Raw genomic sequence first — 20,565 nt, 5'->3', positions numbered from 1 at the left:
CAGTACGCAAAAGAATTATCTTATCTCTTTGCGTACGCCCTCGAGCGGCGGTGTTGCTGCATCCACAAGGTGAACCTCAAATTGCGAGCGTGATTCCATTCATCAGGCGTGACGGGCGGAAGCCAGCAGTGCACCGACCAGCATAAACAGCGAGCCAAATACCTTGTTCAGCGCCTTCATCTGTTTCGGTCCCTTAATCCATCCGGCGATGCGCCGCGCCAGCGTGGCATAGCCAATCATCACAATAATATCGACCACGATGGTGGTGACGCCGAGCACGAAGTACTGCATTACCTGAGGCTGATTGGGCACGATAAACTGCGGGAATAGGGCGGCAAGAAACACGATGCTTTTCGGGTTGGTCAGGTTAACAAACACCGCGCGTTTAAAGAGCTTTCCGCGAGTTTGCGCTTTCGCCAGAGTATTGAGATCGATTGAACCCGCGGCCCGCCATTGCTGAATCCCGAGCCAGATAAGATAGGCGGCGCCCGCCCATTTGAGGATTTCAAATGCCAGCAAAGAGCGGGAAAACAGGGTGCCCAGACCGACGCCGACCAGCACGATATGAATGCCCAGCCCGGCCTGTAATCCGGCGATTGAAGCTGCGGCACCGCGATAGCCGTGGTTGATTGAGGTGGTCATCGTATTTATCGCCCCGGAACCTGGTGACAGGCTGAGAATAATTGATGTCAGCAAATAGGCAAACCACCACTCGAACGTCATGAGAAACTCCCTGATTGTCTGTTTTTATGCCACAATACGCTGTTGTGTAAGCATTGTGTGATGCACGGCAAAAAAACGATTTTCAGCGGTTATCAGGGGTGTAAGCCCGATGTTTTTGCAGCAAAAGGACTGGGAAACACGAGAAAACGCGTTTGCGGCCTTTACCATGGGGCCGTTGACCGATTTCTGGCGTCAGCGAGAAGAAGCGGAATTTACGGGCGTGGATAATGTTCCGGTACGCTTTGTTCGCTTCTGCGCCAAAAGTAACGACCGGGTGATTGTTATCTGTCCGGGTCGCATTGAAAGCTACGTGAAGTACGCCGAACTGGCTTACGATCTTTTCCATAGCGGCTTTGATGTGATGATTATCGATCATCGCGGTCAGGGGCGCTCCGGGCGAATGCTTTCCGATACCCACCGTGGTCACGTTGTTAATTTCAGCGATTACGTCGACGATCTTGCCGCTTTCTGGCAGCAGGAAGTGGTGCCCGGGCACTGGCGAAAACGGTTTATACTGGCCCACTCAATGGGCGGTGCAATCGCGACGCTTTTTTTGCAGCGCCACCGCCAGCATTGCGACGCAATAGTGCTCTGTGCGCCGATGTTCGGCATTGTCATGCGCCTGCCTGACTGGATGGTGCGTCATATTCTCGATTGGGCTGAGGGCCATCAGCGCATTCGTGAAGAGTACGCCCTTGGAACTGGCCGCTGGCGGGCGTTGCCTTTTGCGGTCAACGTACTGACGCACAGCCGTCAGCGTTATCGTCGCAATTTGCGTTTTTACGCTGATGAACCACAGCTGCGGGTCGGCGGCCCAACGTTTCACTGGGTACGCGAGGGTATCCTTGCGGGTGAAGAGGTGCTGGCTGGCGCGGAAAAAGACGTCACGCCAACGTTATTGCTCCAGGCGGAAGAAGAGCGGGTGGTCGATAACCGTATGCACGATCGCTACTGTGAACTTCGCGCTTCTGGCGGTCACCCTTGTGAGGGGAATAAGCCGTTTGTCATAGAAGGGGCATACCATGAGATCCTTTTTGAAAAGGACGCCATGCGCTCGGTCGCGCTGAATGCTATCGTCGATTTTTTTGGTCGACACAATTAATCCGGCGAAACGCTCGTCGCCCTGCTTAGAGGTTAAAATTTTTATGTACCAGGTTGTTGCGTCTGACTTAGATGGCACGCTGCTTTCCCCCGATCACTGCTTAACCCCTTACGCCAAAGAGACGCTGAAGCTGCTTACCGCACGCGGCATCAACTTCGTATTTGCGACCGGCCGTCATTACATCGATGTTGGGCAAATTCGCGATAATCTTGGCATTAAATCCTACATGATCACCTCTAATGGCGCGCGGGTGCACGATAGCGAAGGGAAGCAGATCTTCGCCCATAACCTCGACCGCGATATCGCCACCGATCTGTTCGAGATGATGCGTAACGATCCGGCGATTGTGACCAACGTTTATCGTGAGGATGAGTGGTTTATGAACCGTCATCGTCCTGAAGAGATGCGTTTCTTCAAAGAGGCGGTGTTCAACTACAAACTGTATGAGTCGGGCGAACTGGACCCTGAGGGGATCAGCAAGGTCTTTTTCACCTGTGATAAGCATGAGCAGCTATTGCCGCTGGAGCAGGCGATCAACGCGCGCTGGGGCGACCGCGTAAACGTGAGTTTCTCTACCGTGACCTGCCTGGAGGTGATGGCGGGCGGCGTGTCGAAGGGGCATGCGCTGGAGGCGGTGGCGAAAATGCTCGGCTATAGCCTGAAAGAGTGTATCGCCTTCGGCGACGGCATGAACGATGCGGAAATGCTATCGATGGCGGGCAAGGGCTGCATTATGGCCAACGCGCACCAGCGCCTGAAAGACCTGCATCCGGAGCTGGAAGTGATCGGCAGCAACGCCGATGACGCCGTACCGCACTATCTGCGTAAACTGTATCTCGACTAAAAAAGATTGACGGTTGCTCTATAATTGAGCAGTTGTCAACTAACCTCTTCGCTACAATGGGTGTTCTTTAATCTACGAGACATTCATTGTGGCGCTACTGATTATCACCACCATTCTGTGGGCCTTTTCCTTTAGCCTGTACGGCGAATATCTGGCGGGTCATGTCGATAGCTATTTCGCGGTGCTGGCGCGCGTTGGCCTGGCGGCGCTGGTGTTTTCACCCTTCCTGCGTACGCGTGGGCAAAGCCTGACTACTATTGGCTTGTATATGCTGGTGGGGGCGATGCAGCTTGGCATCATGTATATGTTGAGCTTCCACGCCTACCTCTATTTGACGGTCTCTGAGCTCCTGCTGTTTACCGTTCTGACGCCGCTCTATATTACTCTAATCTACGATCTGATGAGCCGACGTCGCCTGCGCTGGGGCTACGCCTGCAGCGCATTGCTGGCAGTGATCGGCGCGGGAATTATCCGTTATGACCAGGTGACCAACCATTTCTGGACCGGTCTGATCCTGGTACAGCTCTCCAACATCAGCTTTGCTATCGGCATGGTGGGCTATAAGCGCCTGATGGAAACGCGCCCGATGCCGCAGCATAACGCTTTCGCCTGGTTCTATATCGGGGCGTTTCTGGTGGCGGTAGTTGCCTGGACTCTGATGGGTAACGTGCAGAAAATGCCGGAAACGTCGCTACAGTGGGGCATTCTGGTCTTTCTTGGCGTGGCGGCGTCGGGAATCGGTTATTTTATGTGGAACTACGGAGCCACCCAGGTGGATGCTGGTACGCTCGGCATCATGAACAATATGCACGTGCCTGCCGGGCTGCTGGTGAACCTTGCCATCTGGCAGGAGCAACCCCGCTGGCCGAGCTTTATTGTTGGAGCTCTGGTGATCCTGGCCTCGCTGTGGGTCCATCGGCGTTGGGTCGCTCCGCACTCCGCACAAACGGTAAGTGGTCGCAAGCGTGGTTCCGCGCTGAGCGAATAAACGCCTCGGTAGCCGGCTGACGCTGCTCGCCATCGCGCACTGCGGCGTACAGTCGGCTCCACAGTCCCTCGCCCAGGGTCTTGGTCACCACCAGGCCCTGGCGTTCAAAGTTTTCTACTACCCAGTGCGGTAGGGCAGCGATACCCATCCGTGCGGCCACCATCTGAATTAACAGCAGCGTATTGTCGACGCTCTTCAGCTGCGGGCTAATCCCTGCTGGCTGTAAAAAGTGACGCCAGATATCCAGGCGCGCGCGCTGCACCGGGTAAATCAGCAGCAGCTCGGTGGCTAAATCCTCAGGCGCAATCCGCGTTTTTGCCGCCAGCGGATGATCCGGCGCCATCACCAGACGCACTTCAAAATCAAACATCGGTGAATAGTGCAGACCGCTGCGCGGCAGGATATCAGAGGTCATCACCAGATCCAGCTCACCCTGCTGCAACCCCGGCTGCGGGTCAAAGGTGACGCCGGACTGGAAATCTACTTCTACATGCGGCCAGCGGGCGCGGAAATTTTCCAGCGCCGGGGTGAGCCATTGAATACAGCTATGGCATTCGATGGCGATACGCAGCCTAGTTTGCTGCGGCTCGTTACAGTCCTGCAAGGCGCGGCTGATTTGCGGCAGCACCTGATTGGCCAGCTGCAGCAGAATCTCTCCCTGCGGGGTAAAGCGCAGCGGCTGGCTTTTACGCACAAATAGACGAAAGCCAAGGCGCTGTTCCAGATCGCTGAACTGGTGGGACAAGGCGGATTGGGTCTGGTGCAGGGCCGCTGCCGCGCCTGCCAGAGAACCGCTATTCCGCAACGCCTGGAGCGTTTTCAGGTGTTTTATTTCGATCATGAAAGTCCTTCACTTCGGCATGAATAATTTGCGCTTGAGGAATATACAGTACATTCACATTATGGATGTGTAAACATCCAGACGGCTAAATACTAAAAATTCCATAAGGGCATATCATGACAATTATTAACCACACCCTCGGTTTCCCTCGCGTTGGCCTGCGTCGCGAGCTGAAAAAAGCGCAAGAGAGCTACTGGGCAGGCAATAGCTCCCGTGAAGAACTGCTGGCGGTTGGGCGTGAGCTGCGTGCTCGCCATTGGGATCAGCAGAAGCAGGCAGGCGTTGATCTGCTGCCGGTGGGCGATTTCGCCTGGTACGACCATGTTCTGACCACCAGCCTGCTGCTCGGCAACGTGCCGGCTCGTCATCAGAACAAAGACGGTTCCGTCGATATTGATACCCTGTTCCGCATTGGCCGAGGTCGCGCGCCGACCGGTGAACCGGCTGCCGCCGCGGAGATGACCAAATGGTTTAACACCAACTACCACTACATGGTGCCGGAGTTCACCCAAGGCCAGCAGTTCAAGCTGACCTGGACCCAGCTGCTGGATGAAGTGGACGAAGCGCTGGCGCTGGGCCACAAGGTGAAACCCGTTCTGCTGGGGCCGGTCACTTACCTGTGGCTCGGTAAGGTGAAAGGTGAGCCGTTCGACCGTCTGAGCCTGCTGAACGCTATTCTGCCGGTCTACCAGCAGGTGCTGGCGGAGCTGGCGAAACGCGGCATTGAGTGGGTACAGATTGATGAACCGGCGCTGGTGCTTGAGCTGCCGCAGGAATGGCTGGCGGCCTTCCAACCGGCTTATGAGGCGCTTAGAGGCCAGGTTAAGCTGCTGCTGACCACCTATTTTGAAGGCATTACGGCGAACCTTGAGACCATCACCGCGCTGCCGGTACAGGGTCTGCACGTTGATTTTGTTCACGGTAAAGATGACGTGGCAGAGCTGCATCAACGTCTGCCTGCCGACTGGCTGCTCTCTGCGGGGCTGATCAATGGTCGCAACGTCTGGCGCGCCGATCTCACCGAGAAATACGCGCAGATTAAAGACATCGTCGGTAAACGCGAGTTGTGGGTAGCCTCTTCCTGCTCCCTGCTGCACAGCCCGATCGACCTGAGCGTGGAAACTCGTCTGGATGCGGAAGTGAAGAGCTGGTTTGCCTTCGCCTTGCAAAAATGTGTCGAGCTGGCGCTGCTGCGTGATGCCCTGAACAGCGGTGATACTACCGCAATTACCGAATGGAGCGCGCCAATTCAGGCCCGTCGTCATTCAACCCGCGTGCATAATGCGGCGGTTGAAAAACGCCTGGCGGCGATTACCGTGCAGGACAGCCAGCGCACGAGCGCCTATGAAGTGCGTGCCGAAGCCCAGCGTGCTCGCTTTAATCTGCCTGCATGGCCGACCACCACTATCGGCTCTTTCCCGCAAACCACGGAAATTCGCAGCCTGCGTTTGGACTTCAAAAAGGGCAATCTTGATGCGAATAACTATCGTACCGGCATAGCAGAGCACATCAAGCAGGCGATTGTAGAGCAGGAGCGGCTGGGGCTGGACGTGCTGGTTCACGGTGAAGCCGAGCGTAACGATATGGTGGAATATTTCGGTGAACACCTGGACGGTTTTATCTTTACCCAGAACGGCTGGGTGCAGAGCTACGGCTCCCGCTGCGTCAAACCGCCGGTAGTGATCGGCGACATCAGCCGCCCTGAGGCGATCACCGTTGAGTGGGCAAAATACGCCCAGTCGCTGACCAACAAGCCGGTAAAAGGTATGCTGACCGGCCCGGTGACCATTCTCTGCTGGTCCTTCCCGCGTGAAGACGTCAGCCGTGAAACCATTGCGAAACAGATTGCCCTCGCGCTGCGTGACGAAGTTGCGGATCTGGAAGCGGCCGGTATTGGTATCATTCAGATTGACGAGCCAGCGCTGCGCGAAGGTCTGCCGCTGAAGCGTAGCGACTGGGATGCGTATCTGGCGTGGGGCGTTGAGGCTTTCCGCATCAACGCCGCCGTGGCGAAAGACGACACGCAGATCCACACCCATATGTGTTATTGCGAGTTTAACGACATTATGGATTCCATTGCCGCGCTGGATGCTGATGTGATCACTATCGAAACCTCGCGTTCCGACATGGAGCTGCTGGAGTCGTTCGAAGAGTTCGACTATCCGAACGAAATCGGGCCGGGCGTTTACGATATTCACTCGCCGAACGTCCCGAGCGTGGAGTGGATTGAAGCCCTGCTGAAGAAAGCGGAGCAGCGTATCCCGGCAGAGCGCCTGTGGGTGAACCCGGACTGCGGCCTGAAAACCCGCGGCTGGCCGGAAACCCGTGCCGCGCTGGCTAACATGGTTAAAGCCGCGCAGAACCTGCGTCAGGGATAATGCAGAATTACCCGGCTCGCAGAAGATGGTGAATCCGTAGGTCGGGTAAGGCGTTAGCCGCCACCCGACGAAATGCGGTACAAGATATAAAGATAAAACAGACTTGTGGGAGGCTTTGGCCTCCTTTTTTTGTTTCTGCTCCCGCCAAAAACGCTCGTTAATTCGCCTTTATGATCGCCCTCACAAACATGATAACATTATATTGTTATAACAATTGCCACCAAAATAATAAAGGAACCTCTGTATGGACTACAACCAGGTGGGCAATGCGATTGTGAAGCACTGTGGCGGCTTATCTAATTTGCTGCACGTCACCAACTGTATGACCCGCGTCCGAATGACCATCGGTGAGCAATCACAGGTGGATATCGCCGCACTTAAAAGTATTGAAGGCGTGCTCGGCGTGGTGGAAGACGATACTCTGCAGGTGATCGTCGGGCCGGGGAAATCATCGAAGGTCGCGAATGTGATTAACGATCTGCTCAAGGGCCAGCCCGCAGGTGATACTCCCTTAAGCGCTGTCGAGCAAAAAGCGAAGCAGGCGCGGGAAAAGGCGAAAAAGCAGACTCGTACCAAAGTTATCCTCAAACATATCGCCAATATCTTTGTGCCGATTCTACCGTCGCTGATTGCGGCCGGTATCCTGATGGGTATCAACAACGTGTTGGTGAACTCCGCTGCTTCCTGGGCGCTGGCGCATCATGTGGCGGCGCTGGGGGATCTGTCACCAACTCAGGTGGTACTCGATCAGCGGCATATGCTGGGCGTTAGCCAGTTCCTTGATATTGTCTCAAAGGCGCTGTTCGGTTTCCTCGCCATCTATACCGGGGTCACGGCGGCGAAGGAGTTTGACGGTAACGCGGTGATGGGCGGCCTGCTGGGGGCGATCACCATTGTGCCGCAGATTACCGCGCTGGGGCTGATCCCGGGGCAGGGTGGGCTGATTGGCGTCATTCTCTGCGCCTGGCTAATGTGTCTGCTGGAAAAACAAGTTCGGCGCTTTGTGCCGGATATCGTGGATGTGGTGGTGACGCCGACTATCGTGCTGGTGGTGATGGCGGCGGCGCTGCTGTTGGTGATTATGCCCGTGGCGGGCGTGGTTTCTAACGGTATTCTGCACGGGCTGAACGGCCTGCTTTCTACCGGCGGCATCGCAGCGGGCTTTGTGCTCTCGGCGCTGTTCCCGTTCCTGATTTCGCTCGGTCTGCACCACGGCCTGTTTCCAATCCATCTGGAGATGATTAACGCCACCGGCCACGCGCCGCTGTTCGCCATCCAGATCATGTCCAATGCCGGAATGGTCGGCGCGGCGACGGCGGTACTGCTGCTGACCCGCGACCCGGTGATGAAGAAAATCGCCAGAGGCGCAATCCCAACCTCCATTCTGGCAGTAGGCGAACCCACCATTTTCGGCGTCAATATTCCGGCCGGATTCGCCTTTATTACCGGCTCCATCGGCGCGGGTTTCGGCGGAATGATGGTGGTGCTGCTGGGCGTCTCGACCAACGGCGTTGGCGCAGCTGGGCTATCCGCGCTGCCGCTCATCGCTGACGGTAAATATTTGCAGTACATCATTTCCTGGTTAACCGGCTGCGCCGCAGCCTTCGTGCTGACCTATATCGTTGGCAAAATGCGCGGTTACGATAAAGAAACGGCGTGAATGAAGGATTAAGGAGTAAAGCATGAAAGCGATTATGTTGATGTTTGATTCGCTGAATAAGCGCCTGCTGTCGGCCTACGGCAGCGATCGGGCGATTACGCCGAATTTTCAGCGCCTTAAGGAACGCACGGTCCGTTTCGATAACTGCTACGTCGGCAGCATGCCCTGTATGCCCGCCCGCCGGGAGCTGCATACCGGACGCTATAATTTTTTACACCGCGGCTGGTCGCCGATCGAGCCGTTCGATGATTCGGTTCCAGAGTTGCTGAAGAAGAACGGCATTCACACTCATCTGGTGACGGATCATAAACACTACTGGCGCGACGGCGGGGCGACCTATCATTCGCGCTACAGCACCTACGAATTTGTGCGTGGTCAGGAGGGCGACGCCTGGAAAGGCGTCGTTGATAAACCAGAATATCGCTACGAATCCGGCGAGCCGGAAGAGATCAAGCAGCGGAAGATCGCCAGCCGGATACAGCATCAGATCAACGTGCAGTTTATGCACAACGAAGAAGATCATCATCTGGCGCGGACGATCGGCAAAGGGCTGGAGTTTATTGATACCAACCACGCCAGCGATAACTGGTTTTTACAACTGGAGTGCTTCGATCCGCATGAGCCGTTCTTCGTGCCGGAAAAGTACCTGAAGATGTACGGCATTGACGATCCTGCGCAGTTTGACGGCTGGCCGCCGTACTACTTTGTTACCGAAAGCGCCGAACGTAAGAGCATGATCCAGAAGTATTATATGGCGCTGCTGACCATGGTCGATGCGTATGTTGGCAATGTGCTGGACCATATGGATCGCTACGACCTGTGGCGTGATACGATGCTGATCGTCAATACCGATCACGGTTTTCTGCTCGGTGAGCACGAGTGGTGGGGAAAAAATATCATGCCGCTGTATAACGAAGTGGCGAATATTCCTTTATTTATCTGGCACCCGCAGTACGGCGGTGCGGGCGAATCCCGCCAGGCGCTGGCGCAAACAATTGATATTCCGGCGACGCTGCTGGATTGCTTCGGTCTGGATAAACCGGCGGATATGCAGGGCGTGTCGCTGCTTCCCGCGCTGTGCGACGATACGCCAGTACGCGACTATGCCCTGTTTGGCTATCACGGCTGCCATATTAATATTACCGATGGCCGCTATATCTACATGCGCTCGCCCGTTGAGCAAGGTATCGATGGTCTGTACGAATACACGCTGATGCCGACCCGTATCAACCGCCGCTTTACGCCGCAGGAGCTACGCGAAACGACGCTGCATCCGCCATTTCGCTTTACTAAAGGCTGCCCGGTGATGAAAATCCCCGCCGAGTCGTTGATGACCCGCGGTGCCGATCGCTTTGGTCATCGGTTGTATGACTTAGAGTCCGACCCGACGCAGCAAACCCAGTACCGTGATGAACAGGTGGCGCGGCGGCTAGTGGAGCAGATGATTCGCATGATGCAGGAAAACGATGCGCCCGCTGAGCTGTACGCGCGCTATGGCCTGGATGATGCGCAAAGCCCGCTGTTGGGGCTGGACCCGCATTTGTTACCGGAATTGGCCGCCTTTGCGCCGCAGGTGCGCTACGGCCTGTTTGCGCTGTTGCAGCATCTGGAAGGTAGTGGTCAGCATGCGCTCGCAGAGAAGCTTCAGTCGTCCTGCCAGCCGACATGGGATCGGGAAAATTTGTGGGCTTTCGTGCAGAATGAGGTTCCGCAGGAGCAGCATCAGAGCGTGTACTATAAGATGGCGCTAGAAATGCGACTTGATTAAGTGCCTATCCCATTAGGCTATTTTATTTGCCATTTTGGCGTTGGGCAGTGCTCGAAATCCTCACGTACAGCGTGTACGCTCCGGTTTCTGCGCGCTGTCCAGCACCAAACTAGCTTCAACAACTACGCCTACTGGGACAGGCTCTAAGGGGTATCCCCGGCAGCGGCCGGGGAACAGGAGTGCCAAGTTAATGAAAGAAGAACTGGACTATTCTCGCGGTGCGAAGCCTTTATACGCTCAGCTATACGACATCTTGCTGGAAAAGCTAAGAACTGGGGCCTACAAGAAGAATGATGTCCTGCCTACCGAAGCCGAGTTTGAAGAGCTTTTTGGCGTCAGCCGCATTACGGCGCGGCGCGCGCTGGCCGAACTGGCTGCCAAAGGGCTGGTAAAACGCCAGGCCGGTATCGGCACAATGGTCATCAGCACTTCCGAGAAACAGGGAGTAAAGACCCGCATTCGGCTGGTCGACGGTCAGCAGCAGCACTCTATTTCGCGACATAATCTGACACTCGAGCAGCGCTTGCCGCCACCGGAAGTGGCGCAGGCGTTCGCTCTCCCGGCGGAGCAGAAAATTCAGTGTCTCACCCGCACGATTTATCGGCAAAATGAACTCCCCGCGCAGGTAAACTACATCTGGCTAACGCCGCGTCTGGGTGAGCTGACGCTAGAGGCGTTTAAAGAAGGTTTGTACAGCGCCCTGGAACAGCGCGGTGAGAATATCGACGGCTATAAAGATACCATTACCGCCGAACTGCCCACGGAGCAGGACTGCGATATTTTGCAGGTTGCTGCAGGCGAACCGCTGCTGGTGAAGACCCGTCAGGGCTTTAACGATCGCGGCGAGCTGGTGGAATACACCATCGCTCGCCATATCGCCAGCTGCTATCAGTACATTGTCGAGAACAGTTAATGGCAAGGTTTACCGGGCCATCGAATCAGGGAAAATCAGCATGATCAATGGCTGCCACGTGATGGCAAAACCGAGCGGATCGGTGTGTAACATCGATTGCACCTACTGCTTTTATCTGGAAAAAGAAGCGCTTTACCCCGAGCGTAATAAAAACTGGCGCATGTCCGACGAGACGCTGGAAAACTATATTCGCCAGCATATCGAAGCGCAGTCTGGTGATGCGGTGACCTTTGCCTGGCAGGGCGGCGAACCGACGATGATGGGGCTGGCGTTCTTTCGCCGCGTCGTTGAGCTTTGTGATAAATACGCCAACGGCAAAAAGATCGATCATGCCCTGCAAACCAACGGCGTGCTGGTGGACGACGAGTGGGCGCGATTTTTTGCCGAGCAGCGTTTTCTGGTGGGCTTGTCGATAGACGGCCCGGCGCATCTGCATAACCAGTACCGCGTCAACCGCGCCGGAAAAGGGACCCACGATAAGGTCGTTGCGGCGATGGCGCTGCTGAAGGCGCATAACGTCGAGTTCAATACTCTGACCGTTGTCGGCAAGCATAACGTTGAACACGCCCGCGAAGTGTATGATTTCCTGCTGGCGGCGGGTTCGCGCTATATGCAGTTTATTCCGCTTGTCGAACGGATGAGCAGCGATGCGTCGTCGCCACTACAGCTGGTACTGCCGGGAGAGAGCGCGGCAAGACTCGCGCCCTGGACGGTGCCGTCCTGGCAGTTTGGCGAGTTTCTGAACCAAATTTTCGATATCTGGGTGCGCCGCGACGTCGATAGCGTCTATGTGCAGATGTTTGACGTTGCCCTGGCGGCGTGGACTGGCCAGCCGCCGGTGCTGTGTGTGCATTCCGAAACCTGCGGCCATGCTTTCGCGCTGGAATCAAACGGCGATCTGTATAACTGCGATCACTTTGTCTATCCGGAGCATAAGCTGGGCAATATTCACCAGCAGAGCATTCGTGAGTTAAACAATAGCGAACAGGCCATCGCCTTTGGTCAGGCCAAAAAAGAGACGCTGACGGCGGATTGCCGAAACTGCGAGTTTCGTTTTGTTTGCCACGGCGGGTGTCCGAAACATCGCTTCGCCGTTTCCCCAAGCGGTCGCCCCGGCCACAACTACCTGTGTACGGGCTATAAGCACTTTTTCAAGCACGTGACGCCTTATATGAACGTCTGGCGGCAGCTTCTGGAAAATGGCTATCCGCTCCCGGCGATGATGCAGTGGCTGGCGCAAGAGGCGCAGCAGCAGCCGAAGACTGCTACCCGCAACGATCCCTGCCCGTGCGGCAGCGGGCGTAAATATAAAAAATGCTGCGGCGCACAGCATTGAGGTTGCCAGAAGGTCTACAGAACCCCCTCTGTACCGTGCAATTCACTCGCCTGCGGCATAGTGAAAGCCTGGTGGAGTATGGCATCATAGCGTGCAGACAACAGTAAAATCAGGGTGATGAATGTGAAACCGGTAACGCTATACGATGTCGCAGATCACGCAGGGGTCTCCTACCAGACCGTTTCCCGTGTGGTGAATCAGGCTAACCATGTTTCCGCCAAAACTCGTGAAAAAGTTGAAGCCGCGATGGCGGAGCTGAATTACATTCCCAATCGCGTTGCGCAGCAACTGGCGGGAAAACAGACGCCGCTTATTGGCGTCGCCACTGCTAATCTCGCGCTACATGCTCCATCACAGATTGTTGCGGCCATTAAATCTCGCGCCGACAGGTCAGGCGCCAGCGTTGTGATCGCCATGGTGGAGCGCAACGGCGTTGAGGCCTGCAAAGCGGCGGTACATAACCTGCTGACGCAACGGGTAACCGGTTTGATCGTTAACTATCCGCTCGATGAAAACGACGCTATTGCGGTGGCGGCAAGCTGCGGCAACGTGCCGGTACTCTTTCTCGACGTTTCCGACCAGTCCCCCATTAACAGCATTATTTTTTCTCACGATGACGGCGCGCGTCTGGGTGTTGAACATCTGGTAGAACATGGACATCAGCGCATTGCGCTACTGGCCGGACCGCATTCTTCGGTTTCCGCGCGGCTGAGACTCGCAGGCTGGCATAAATATCTGGCGCACTACCAGTTACAGCCGGTTGCTGAAACAGAAGGCGACTGGAGTGCGATGTCAGGTTTTCAGCAAACCCTGCAAATGCTTAATGACGGGACGATTCCTACCGCCATTCTGGTGGCTAACGATCAGATGGCGCTGGGTGCAATGCGGGCGATAATCGAATTTGGTCTACGCGTGGCGAGCGACGTTTCCGTTATTGGCTATGACGATACTGAGGATAGCGCCTGCTATATTCCGCCGCTGACCACCATCAGACAGGACTTTTCGCTGCTTGGCAAAACGAGTGTAGACAAACTGCTGCAACTCTCTGGCGGAGAACCCGCGACTAATAACCAGCTACTGCCCGTGTCATTGATTCAACGTAAGACCGTTCAGCCTCCCAATGTCCTGGCGACCTCCCCTGAGATCCTGGCCGAATCACTGATTCAGCTGGCCCGTCAGATTTCCCAGCTATCGCCCAAAATATGAACGGGTAAAATTGTGTGAGTGAGTTCACTCATTGTTCATCTCATCCTTTACAGAAATAACGTTATGCCTCTATTTTGATTTAAATTGTGAGCGGATAACAATTTCTAAAAGGATACAGCTATGCCCCTGAACACAAATTCACTCGCCGCAGTGCTGGCTCGACGCGACTGGGAAAACCCAGGCGTAACGCAACTCAACCGGCTGGAGGCGCATCCTCCTTTTTACAGCTGGAAAAATGCTGATGACGCTCGCGATAATCGTAAATCTGCGCAGAAATTCAGTCTGAATGGACAGTGGCAATTTGCCTGGTTTGCCTCGCCTGAAGCGGTGCCGGAAAGTTGGCTGACAAGCGATCTGCCGCAGTCGGATACCATCAACGTACCGTCCAACTGGCAGATGGACGGTTATGATGCACCGATTTATACCAACGTCACTTATCCCATACCGGTTAACCCGCCGTTTGTACCGACTGATAATCCTACTGGTTGTTACTCGCTCACATTTCGCGTTGACGATGCCTGGCTTCAGGAAGGACAGACGCGAATCATTTTTGATGGCGTGAACTCGGCGTTCCATCTGTGGTGCAACGGGCGCTGGGTGGGCTACGGGCAGGACAGCCGCCTGCCGTCTGAATTTGATCTTAGCGATTATCTGCACAATGGCGAAAACCGTCTGGCGGTCATGGTGCTGCGCTGGAGCGATGGTAGCTATCTGGAAGACCAGGACATGTGGCGGATGAGCGGGATTTTTCGCGATGTCTCTCTGCTACACAAACCTGGTACGCAAATCAGCGACCTGCGGGTAAACACCCGTTTCAACGACGACTTTAGTCGCGCGATTATGGAAGCGGAAGTGCGGGTAACAGGCGAGCTACGCGATGATTTACGCGTGACGGTACAGCTGTGGGATGGCGAAACGTTAGTCGGCGAAAAAAGCGCCCCATTAGGCAGTGACATCATTGATGAGCGCGGCGCTTACCATGACCGAATCACCCTGCGTCTGAACGTCGAAAACCCAGCATTATGGAGCGCCGAGACACCGAATCTGTATCGTGCCGTGGTGCAACTGCATACCGCCGACGGTACGCTGCTGGAAGCTGAAGCCTGTGACGTTGGTTTCCGTCAGGTCAGCATTGAAAACGGCCTGCTGCTGTTGAACGGCAAGCCATTGCTGATTCGTGGCACCAACCGTCATGAACATCACCCGGAGAATGGCCAGGTGATGGACGAGGCGACGATGGTGCAGGATATTCTCCTGATGAAGCAGAACAACTTTAACGCCGTACGCTGCTCTCATTACCCGAACCACCCGATGTGGTACACATTATGCGATCGCTACGGCCTGTATGTTGTGGACGAAGCCAACATTGAAACCCACGGAATGGTGCCGATGAATCGCCTGACCAACGATCCCGACTGGCTGCCCGCCATGAGCCAGCGCGTGACGCGGATGGTGCAGCGTGATCGCAACCATCCGAGCATTATCATTTGGTCACTGGGTAATGAATCGGGTCACGGTGTAAATCATGACGCGCTGTATCGTTGGTTGAAATCAGAGGATCCGTCCCGCCCGGTGCAGTATGAAGGCGGCGGAGCCAACACTGCCGCCACCGATATTATTTGCCCGATGTACGCCCGCGTCGATCAGGATCAGCCTTTTCCTGCCGTGCCGAAATGGTCAATCAAAAAGTGGCTGTCGCTACCCGGCGAGCAGCGCCCGCTGATCCTCTGCGAATATGCTCACGCGATGGGTAACAGTTTCGGCGGCTTCGCCAAATACTGGCAGGCATTCCGCCAGTATCCGCGTCTGCAGGGGGGCTTCGTCTGGGACTGGGTGGATCAGTCGCTTATCAAACACGATGCTGATGGCAAGCCGTGGTCTGCCTACGGCGGTGATTTTGGCGACACGCCTAACGATCGCCAGTTTTGCATGAATGGTCTGGTGTTCGCCGATCGCACGCCGCACCCGGCACTGTATGAAGCCAAACATGAACAGCAATTTTTCCAGTTTGCACTGCTGCCGGGGGCCGAACGTAAGATTGCAGTCACCAGCGAATACCTGTTCCGCCACAGCGATAACGAGGTTCTGCACTGGTCACTGATGCTGGATGGTTATCCACTGGCTTCAGGCGTGGCGACGCTGGATATTCCGCCGCAGGGGCGTCAGATCATCGCGCTGCCGGACCTCCCGAAGCCGGAAACAGCAGGCCAGCTGTGGCTGACCGTTCGCGTTGAACAGCCTGAAGCAACCGCATGGTCGCAGGCCGGACATATTTGCGCCTGGCAACAATGGAAGCTCGACGAGAAACTCTGTACGCCGCTGCCGCAGCCCGCCAACCACACGCCAAAGCTCACTGCCAGCGAGAGCACATTCAGCATCACAGTGAACGAGAAGCGTTGGGAGTTTAGCCGCCAGCAGGGCGTATTGACGCAGTACTGGATTGGCGAAGAAGCACAACTGTTGACGCCGCTTATTGATCAGTTTACGCGCGCGCCGTTGGATAACGATATTGGCGTGAGCGAATCAACTCGCATCGATCCTAACGCCTGGGTGGAGCGCTGGAAGTCTGCCGGGCATTATCAGACCGAAGCCGTATTGCTGCAATGTGATGCCGACGTACTGGCCAGTGCTGTGCAGATAACTACCGCTCATGCCTGGCAGTATCAGGGTGAAACGCTGTTCGTCAGCCGTAAAACGTACCGTATCGATGGCAATAGCGAGATGCGAATAACTGTCGACGTTGATGTTGCCAGCGGCACGCCTCACCCGGCACGTATCGGTCTGAGCTGCCAACTCGCGCAGGTGGCTGAGCGAGTTAACTGGCTGGGGTTGGGGCCACATGAAAACTATCCGGACAGGCTTTCCGCTGCCTGCTTTGACCGCTGGGATCTGTCGCTGGAGGAGATGTATACCCCGTATGTTTTCCCGACTGAAAATGGGCTGCGCTGTGGAACGCGTGAACTCAAGTACGGCCCGCACTGCTGGCATGGTGATTTCCTGTTCAACATCAGCCGCTACGGTCAGAAACAGTTGATGGAGACCAGCCACCGTCATCTGCTACAGCCGGAAGCTGGGACCTGGCTCAATATTGATGGTTTCCATATGGGCGTCGGCGGCGATGACTCGTGGAGTCCTTCGGTTTCGCCGGAATTTCAGCTTAGCGCCGGACGCTACCACTACCAGCTGGTCTGGGGCCAAAAGTAAAAACACTCGGGCAGGTTCACGCCTGCCCGCATTCAGGGTAAGGAAGTCCATATGTACTATTTAAAAAATACCAACTTTTGGATGTTCGGCTTTTTCTTCTTCTTCTACTTTTTTATCATGGGTGCTTATTTCCCCTTCTTTCCTATCTGGTTACACGATGTAAACCATATAAGCAAAGGGGATACCGGGATCATTTTTGCCTGTATTTCACTCTTTTCACTCCTGTTCCAGCCAGCCTTCGGTCTGCTCTCCGATAAGCTTGGTCTGCGTAAACACCTGCTGTGGATCATTACCGGGATGCTGGTGATGTTTGCCCCATTCTTTATTTACGTTTTTGGTCCTTTATTACAGGTTAATATTTTACTGGGGTCGATTGTTGGTGGGATCTACCTTGGCTTTATTTACAATGCCGGTGCACCGGCGATTGAAGCCTATATTGAAAAAGCCAGCCGCAGGAGCAACTTTGAATTTGGCCGCGCCCGCATGTTTGGTTGCGTAGGCTGGGCGCTATGCGCCTCGATTGCCGGAATTATGTTCACCATCAATAACCAGTTTGTTTTCTGGCTGGGTTCCGGTTGCGCCGTTATTCTGGCATTGCTCCTGTTCTTTTCAAAAACAGATGCGCCTTCTTCTGCGAAGGTCGCCGATGCTGTGGGGGCCAACAACTCAGCTTTCAGCTTGAAGCTGGCGCTGGAGTTATTTAAACAACCGAAACTCTGGTTCCTCTCGTTATACGTGGTCGGCGTTTCCTGTACTTACGATGTATTTGACCAGCAGTTTGCTAACTTCTTTACCTCTTTTTTTGCTACCGGTGAACAAGGCACTCGCGTATTCGGCTACGTCACCACCATGGGGGAGCTGCTTAATGCCAGCATCATGTTCTTTGCGCCGCTGATTGTGAATCGTATTGGCGGAAAGAACGCTTTGCTGCTGGCTGGCACGATTATGTCGGTAAGGATTATCGGCTCCTCGTTCGCCACTTCCGCACTGGAGGTCGTGATCCTAAAAACGCTGCATATGTTTGAAATACCGTTCCTGATCGTCGGCTGCTTCAAGTACATTACCAGCCAGTTTGAAGTCCGTTTCTCGGCCACGATTTATCTGGTCTGTTTCTGTTTCTTCAAGCAGTTAGCGATGATTTTTATGTCAGTTCTGGCCGGGAATATGTATGAGAGCATTGGCTTCCAGGGGGCTTATCTGGTGTTAGGGATGATTGCGCTGGGCTTTACGCTGATTTCCGTATTTACCCTTAGCGGGCCGGGACCTTTTTCCCGCTCATTCGCGCAACCGGGTAAACAAGCTTGAATACAAAAAATAAGAAAGGAATATCACCGATGAGCATTTCTATGCGAGACAGAATTAAAGCAGGAAAACTGTTTACCGATATGTGCGAGGGCCTGCCAGAAGAGAGATTACGTGGCAAGGAACTCATGTACGAATTTAATCACACTCGTCCATCAGAGGTTGAAAAAAGAGATAAGCTGATTCGTGAGATGTTTGGAAAAGTAGGAAAGCATGTGTGGGTAGAACCGCCAGTTTATTTCTCTTATGGAACCCATATCCATATTGGCGATAACTTCTATGCAAATTTTAATTTTACCATTGTGGACGATTACACGGTCACCATTGGCGATAACGTTTTAATTGCGCCAAACGTGACGATCTCTGTAACAGGGCATCCCGTTCATCATGAGTTAAGAAAAGCCGGAGAAATGTTCTCCTTTCCGGTTACCATCGGCAATAACGTATGGATTGGCAGCAATGTGGTTATTAACCCCGGTATAACGATTGGAGACAATTCGGTTATTGGCGCGGGAAGCGTGGTCACCAAAGATATCCCGCCGGATGTCGTTGCCGTCGGTGTTCCTTGTAAGGTGATCAGAAGTATTAATGAAAGAGATAAAATATTTTATTATAAAAACTACACCGTCGGCTCAGAGGAATAATGACGCTATTCTGCCGTCAGTTTCCCCGGTCATACACGATGCTGACCGGGGTTCTGTAGTGGGATTTATTGCCGGAGGGCAGCGTTATGCTTCCGGCACCTCGTTAACAATGCGGTTGCGCAGGCAGCCAATCTTTTCAATTTCCACTTCAATAATATCGCCATCCTGCAGGAACAGCGGTGGGGTACGTTTTTTCCCCACGCCGCCCGGTGAGCCAGTCAGAATGACATCACCCGGCGTCAGAACGCAGAAGGTGCTGATATAGGCAATCAGCTCCGGGACGCTGTGGATCATGCTGGCGGTATTGTCGTTCTGTACTTCCATGCCGTTGAGCCGAGTTTTGATCGCCAGCGCGTTAGGGTCGTCGATTTCATCCCTCGTCACCAGCCAGGGGCCGAAGCCGCCGGTCGATGGCCAGTTTTTGCCGGCGGTAAACCAGGCGTGCTGCCAGTCGCGGGCCGAGCCGTCCATATAGCAGCTGTACCCGGCAACGTGCTCCAGCGCCCGTTCTGCGGGAATATTGCGCCCACGTTTACCGATTACCAGCGCCAGCTCGCCCTCGTAATCAAACTCGTGGCTGGCAGCCGGTTTAATGATCTCGCCCAGGTGCCCACACTGGGAATCCGGGAAACGGATAAACAGCGTTGGATCGGGATCCTGCTCATCAAACTCTAGCCGCTTGGCCTGGTAATTCATCCCGACGCAGAGGATCTTTTGCGGGTCGGGGATCAGCGGCAAAAATTCGATCTCATCCAGGGCATAGTCGATCGCCATATGCGACAGCATTTCTGCCGGGATATTGTCCATTGCCGCCAAAAAAGACTTCAGCGACGGATATTGCAGAAAATGCCGGGTTAGATCGACAACACCATCCCCCCGCAACAAACCATAGCGGGGAATATTGCTTACACAAAAACTGATTAACTTCATTAATAACTCTCTGGATATTCTTCAGAAAACAGAGGTCCCGCCGGGAAGTGGACTAAAAAACCGGTGGTGGTCAGTAGTTCACTCAGCCCGCGGAACACGATGCATCGGAGGGCGGCTTCATCGTCGAGGGATGTTAACACGGCCTCTCCTTTTTCACCCAACACGCCGCCTTGCCAGAGTATTCGCTGCGCCTGATCCTGCAGCCATGGCGACTCGCTCCGCCAGGCCAGGATATGCAGCAGCGTCTGCCTGACAGCCGTATCATCGCCGTGTCCATCGCGACGAAGGCGTGACCAGACCGGCAGCGCCACGCTGCGCACGGTCTCAACCAGGGCGGGCAGATCAGCCGTCAGGCCGGGAGCCTGGCGGAAGCGCCGCAGCACGTCGTCACAAAGCGGGTTTTGCGCCAGGGGTTGCTGGTGGGCAAGGCGCAACCCAGCAGCGGCGTAGACCGGCTCCGTAAGTACTACAGCGGTTCGATCGGTGTCATTGACCGGTAGCTGGAGCATTTTCAGGCCAGAGGCCAGCTTGCAGACCTGTTCCAGCGACTGATGAAGGTAGCCTGCCAGCGAGGTCCTGGTGATCCGGGAGGCGATATATTCAGGTATTGCTGTTTCAGACATCTCTTTCTCCTTATGGGAAATATCCCGGTGGCGCTGCGGCTTCCCGGGCTACGGGTTCACAACCTTCTGCTATCCGGTAGCCCGGACAGGCGCAACGCGCCGC

At 54.9% G+C, this 20,565-nt stretch carries 16 protein-coding genes; 12 read left to right on the top strand and 4 right to left on the bottom strand.

Annotated elements, in window-relative coordinates; all coding sequences use genetic code 11:
* Positions 1 to 102 precede the first annotated feature (102 nt).
* On the bottom strand, positions 103 to 723 hold the full coding sequence (rhtB, locus tag DA718_RS28245; RefSeq protein WP_110276855.1) for a homoserine/homoserine lactone efflux protein: 621 nt from the start codon (positions 721 to 723) through the stop codon (positions 103 to 105).
* A 109-nt stretch (positions 724 to 832) separates the two neighbouring features.
* Here rhtB and pldB point away from each other — a divergent pair, with 109 nt between their 5' ends.
* From pldB to DA718_RS28230, 3 genes are all read left to right on the top strand, one after another.
* On the top strand, positions 833 to 1,825 hold the full coding sequence (gene pldB, locus DA718_RS28240) for a lysophospholipase L2 (RefSeq protein WP_112216154.1): 993 nt from the start codon (positions 833 to 835) through the stop codon (positions 1,823 to 1,825).
* Between the two features lie 43 nt (positions 1,826 to 1,868).
* Complete coding sequence (gene yigL / locus DA718_RS28235; protein WP_112216155.1) at positions 1,869 to 2,669, top strand: sugar/pyridoxal phosphate phosphatase YigL; 801 nt, start codon at positions 1,869 to 1,871, stop codon at positions 2,667 to 2,669.
* Between the two features lie 88 nt (positions 2,670 to 2,757).
* On the top strand, positions 2,758 to 3,657 hold the full coding sequence (locus DA718_RS28230; RefSeq protein ID WP_112216156.1) for a carboxylate/amino acid/amine transporter: 900 nt from the start codon (positions 2,758 to 2,760) through the stop codon (positions 3,655 to 3,657).
* Here the strand turns inward: DA718_RS28230 and metR are convergent.
* Complete coding sequence (gene metR, locus DA718_RS28225; RefSeq protein WP_130624415.1) at positions 3,542 to 4,498, bottom strand: HTH-type transcriptional regulator MetR; 957 nt, start codon at positions 4,496 to 4,498, stop codon at positions 3,542 to 3,544. The two genes, DA718_RS28230 and metR, sit on opposite strands and share 116 nt — an antisense overlap.
* Before the next feature lie 116 nt (positions 4,499 to 4,614).
* Here metR and metE point away from each other — a divergent pair, with 116 nt between their 5' ends.
* The 9 genes from metE (at position 4,615) to lacA (ending at position 18,909) form a co-directional block, all read left to right on the top strand.
* On the top strand, positions 4,615 to 6,876 hold the full coding sequence (metE, locus tag DA718_RS28220) for a 5-methyltetrahydropteroyltriglutamate--homocysteine S-methyltransferase (RefSeq protein WP_112216157.1): 2,262 nt from the start codon (positions 4,615 to 4,617) through the stop codon (positions 6,874 to 6,876).
* A gap of 244 nt (positions 6,877 to 7,120) precedes the next feature.
* Positions 7,121 to 8,536, top strand: coding sequence for a PTS transporter subunit EIIC (locus tag DA718_RS28215; protein ID WP_112216158.1), 1,416 nt, complete (start codon positions 7,121 to 7,123; stop codon positions 8,534 to 8,536).
* Positions 8,537 to 8,558: 22 nt separating this feature from the next.
* Positions 8,559 to 10,304 carry a sulfatase gene (locus DA718_RS28210; protein ID WP_112216159.1) on the top strand — a complete coding sequence of 582 codons (1,746 nt, stop codon included), beginning with the start codon at positions 8,559 to 8,561 and terminating at the stop codon, positions 10,302 to 10,304.
* A 190-nt stretch (positions 10,305 to 10,494) separates the two neighbouring features.
* Positions 10,495 to 11,217 carry a GntR family transcriptional regulator gene (locus tag DA718_RS28205; RefSeq protein WP_112216160.1) on the top strand — a complete coding sequence of 241 codons (723 nt, stop codon included), beginning with the start codon at positions 10,495 to 10,497 and terminating at the stop codon, positions 11,215 to 11,217.
* 40 nt (positions 11,218 to 11,257) lie between these two features.
* Complete coding sequence (locus DA718_RS28200) at positions 11,258 to 12,553, top strand: anaerobic sulfatase maturase (RefSeq protein WP_112216161.1); 1,296 nt, start codon at positions 11,258 to 11,260, stop codon at positions 12,551 to 12,553.
* 123 nt (positions 12,554 to 12,676) lie between these two features.
* Positions 12,677 to 13,759, top strand: coding sequence for a LacI family DNA-binding transcriptional regulator (locus DA718_RS28195; protein WP_112216171.1), 1,083 nt, complete (start codon positions 12,677 to 12,679; stop codon positions 13,757 to 13,759).
* A 120-nt stretch (positions 13,760 to 13,879) separates the two neighbouring features.
* Positions 13,880 to 16,963: a beta-galactosidase gene (locus DA718_RS28190; RefSeq protein WP_112216162.1), complete on the top strand. Its 3,084-nt coding sequence runs from the start codon at positions 13,880 to 13,882 to the stop codon at positions 16,961 to 16,963.
* A 51-nt stretch (positions 16,964 to 17,014) separates the two neighbouring features.
* On the top strand, positions 17,015 to 18,268 hold the full coding sequence (locus DA718_RS28185; RefSeq protein ID WP_112216163.1) for an MFS transporter: 1,254 nt from the start codon (positions 17,015 to 17,017) through the stop codon (positions 18,266 to 18,268).
* A gap of 29 nt (positions 18,269 to 18,297) precedes the next feature.
* Positions 18,298 to 18,909 (top strand): galactoside O-acetyltransferase, encoded by a 612-nt coding sequence (gene lacA, locus DA718_RS28180; RefSeq protein ID WP_112216164.1) that lies wholly within the window; start codon positions 18,298 to 18,300, stop codon positions 18,907 to 18,909.
* Positions 18,910 to 18,993: 84 nt separating this feature from the next.
* On the opposite strand, the gene DA718_RS28175 is transcribed toward lacA, so the two are convergent.
* Together DA718_RS28175 and DA718_RS28170 are read right to left on the bottom strand one after the other, a co-directional pair.
* Positions 18,994 to 19,839 carry a fumarylacetoacetate hydrolase family protein gene (locus DA718_RS28175; RefSeq protein ID WP_112216165.1) on the bottom strand — a complete coding sequence of 282 codons (846 nt, stop codon included), beginning with the start codon at positions 19,837 to 19,839 and terminating at the stop codon, positions 18,994 to 18,996.
* Positions 19,839 to 20,462, bottom strand: coding sequence for a hypothetical protein (locus tag DA718_RS28170; RefSeq protein ID WP_112216166.1), 624 nt, complete (start codon positions 20,460 to 20,462; stop codon positions 19,839 to 19,841). The genes DA718_RS28175 and DA718_RS28170 overlap by 1 nt, the downstream gene beginning before the upstream one ends.
* Positions 20,463 to 20,565 lie beyond the last annotated feature (103 nt).

Source organism: Klebsiella huaxiensis (assembly GCF_003261575.2).
In the GTDB taxonomy this organism is placed as follows: Bacteria; Pseudomonadota; Gammaproteobacteria; order Enterobacterales; family Enterobacteriaceae; genus Klebsiella; species Klebsiella huaxiensis.
The sequence above is the reverse complement of the archived record's forward strand: the minus strand, read 5'-3'. Positions and strand labels throughout refer to the sequence as shown.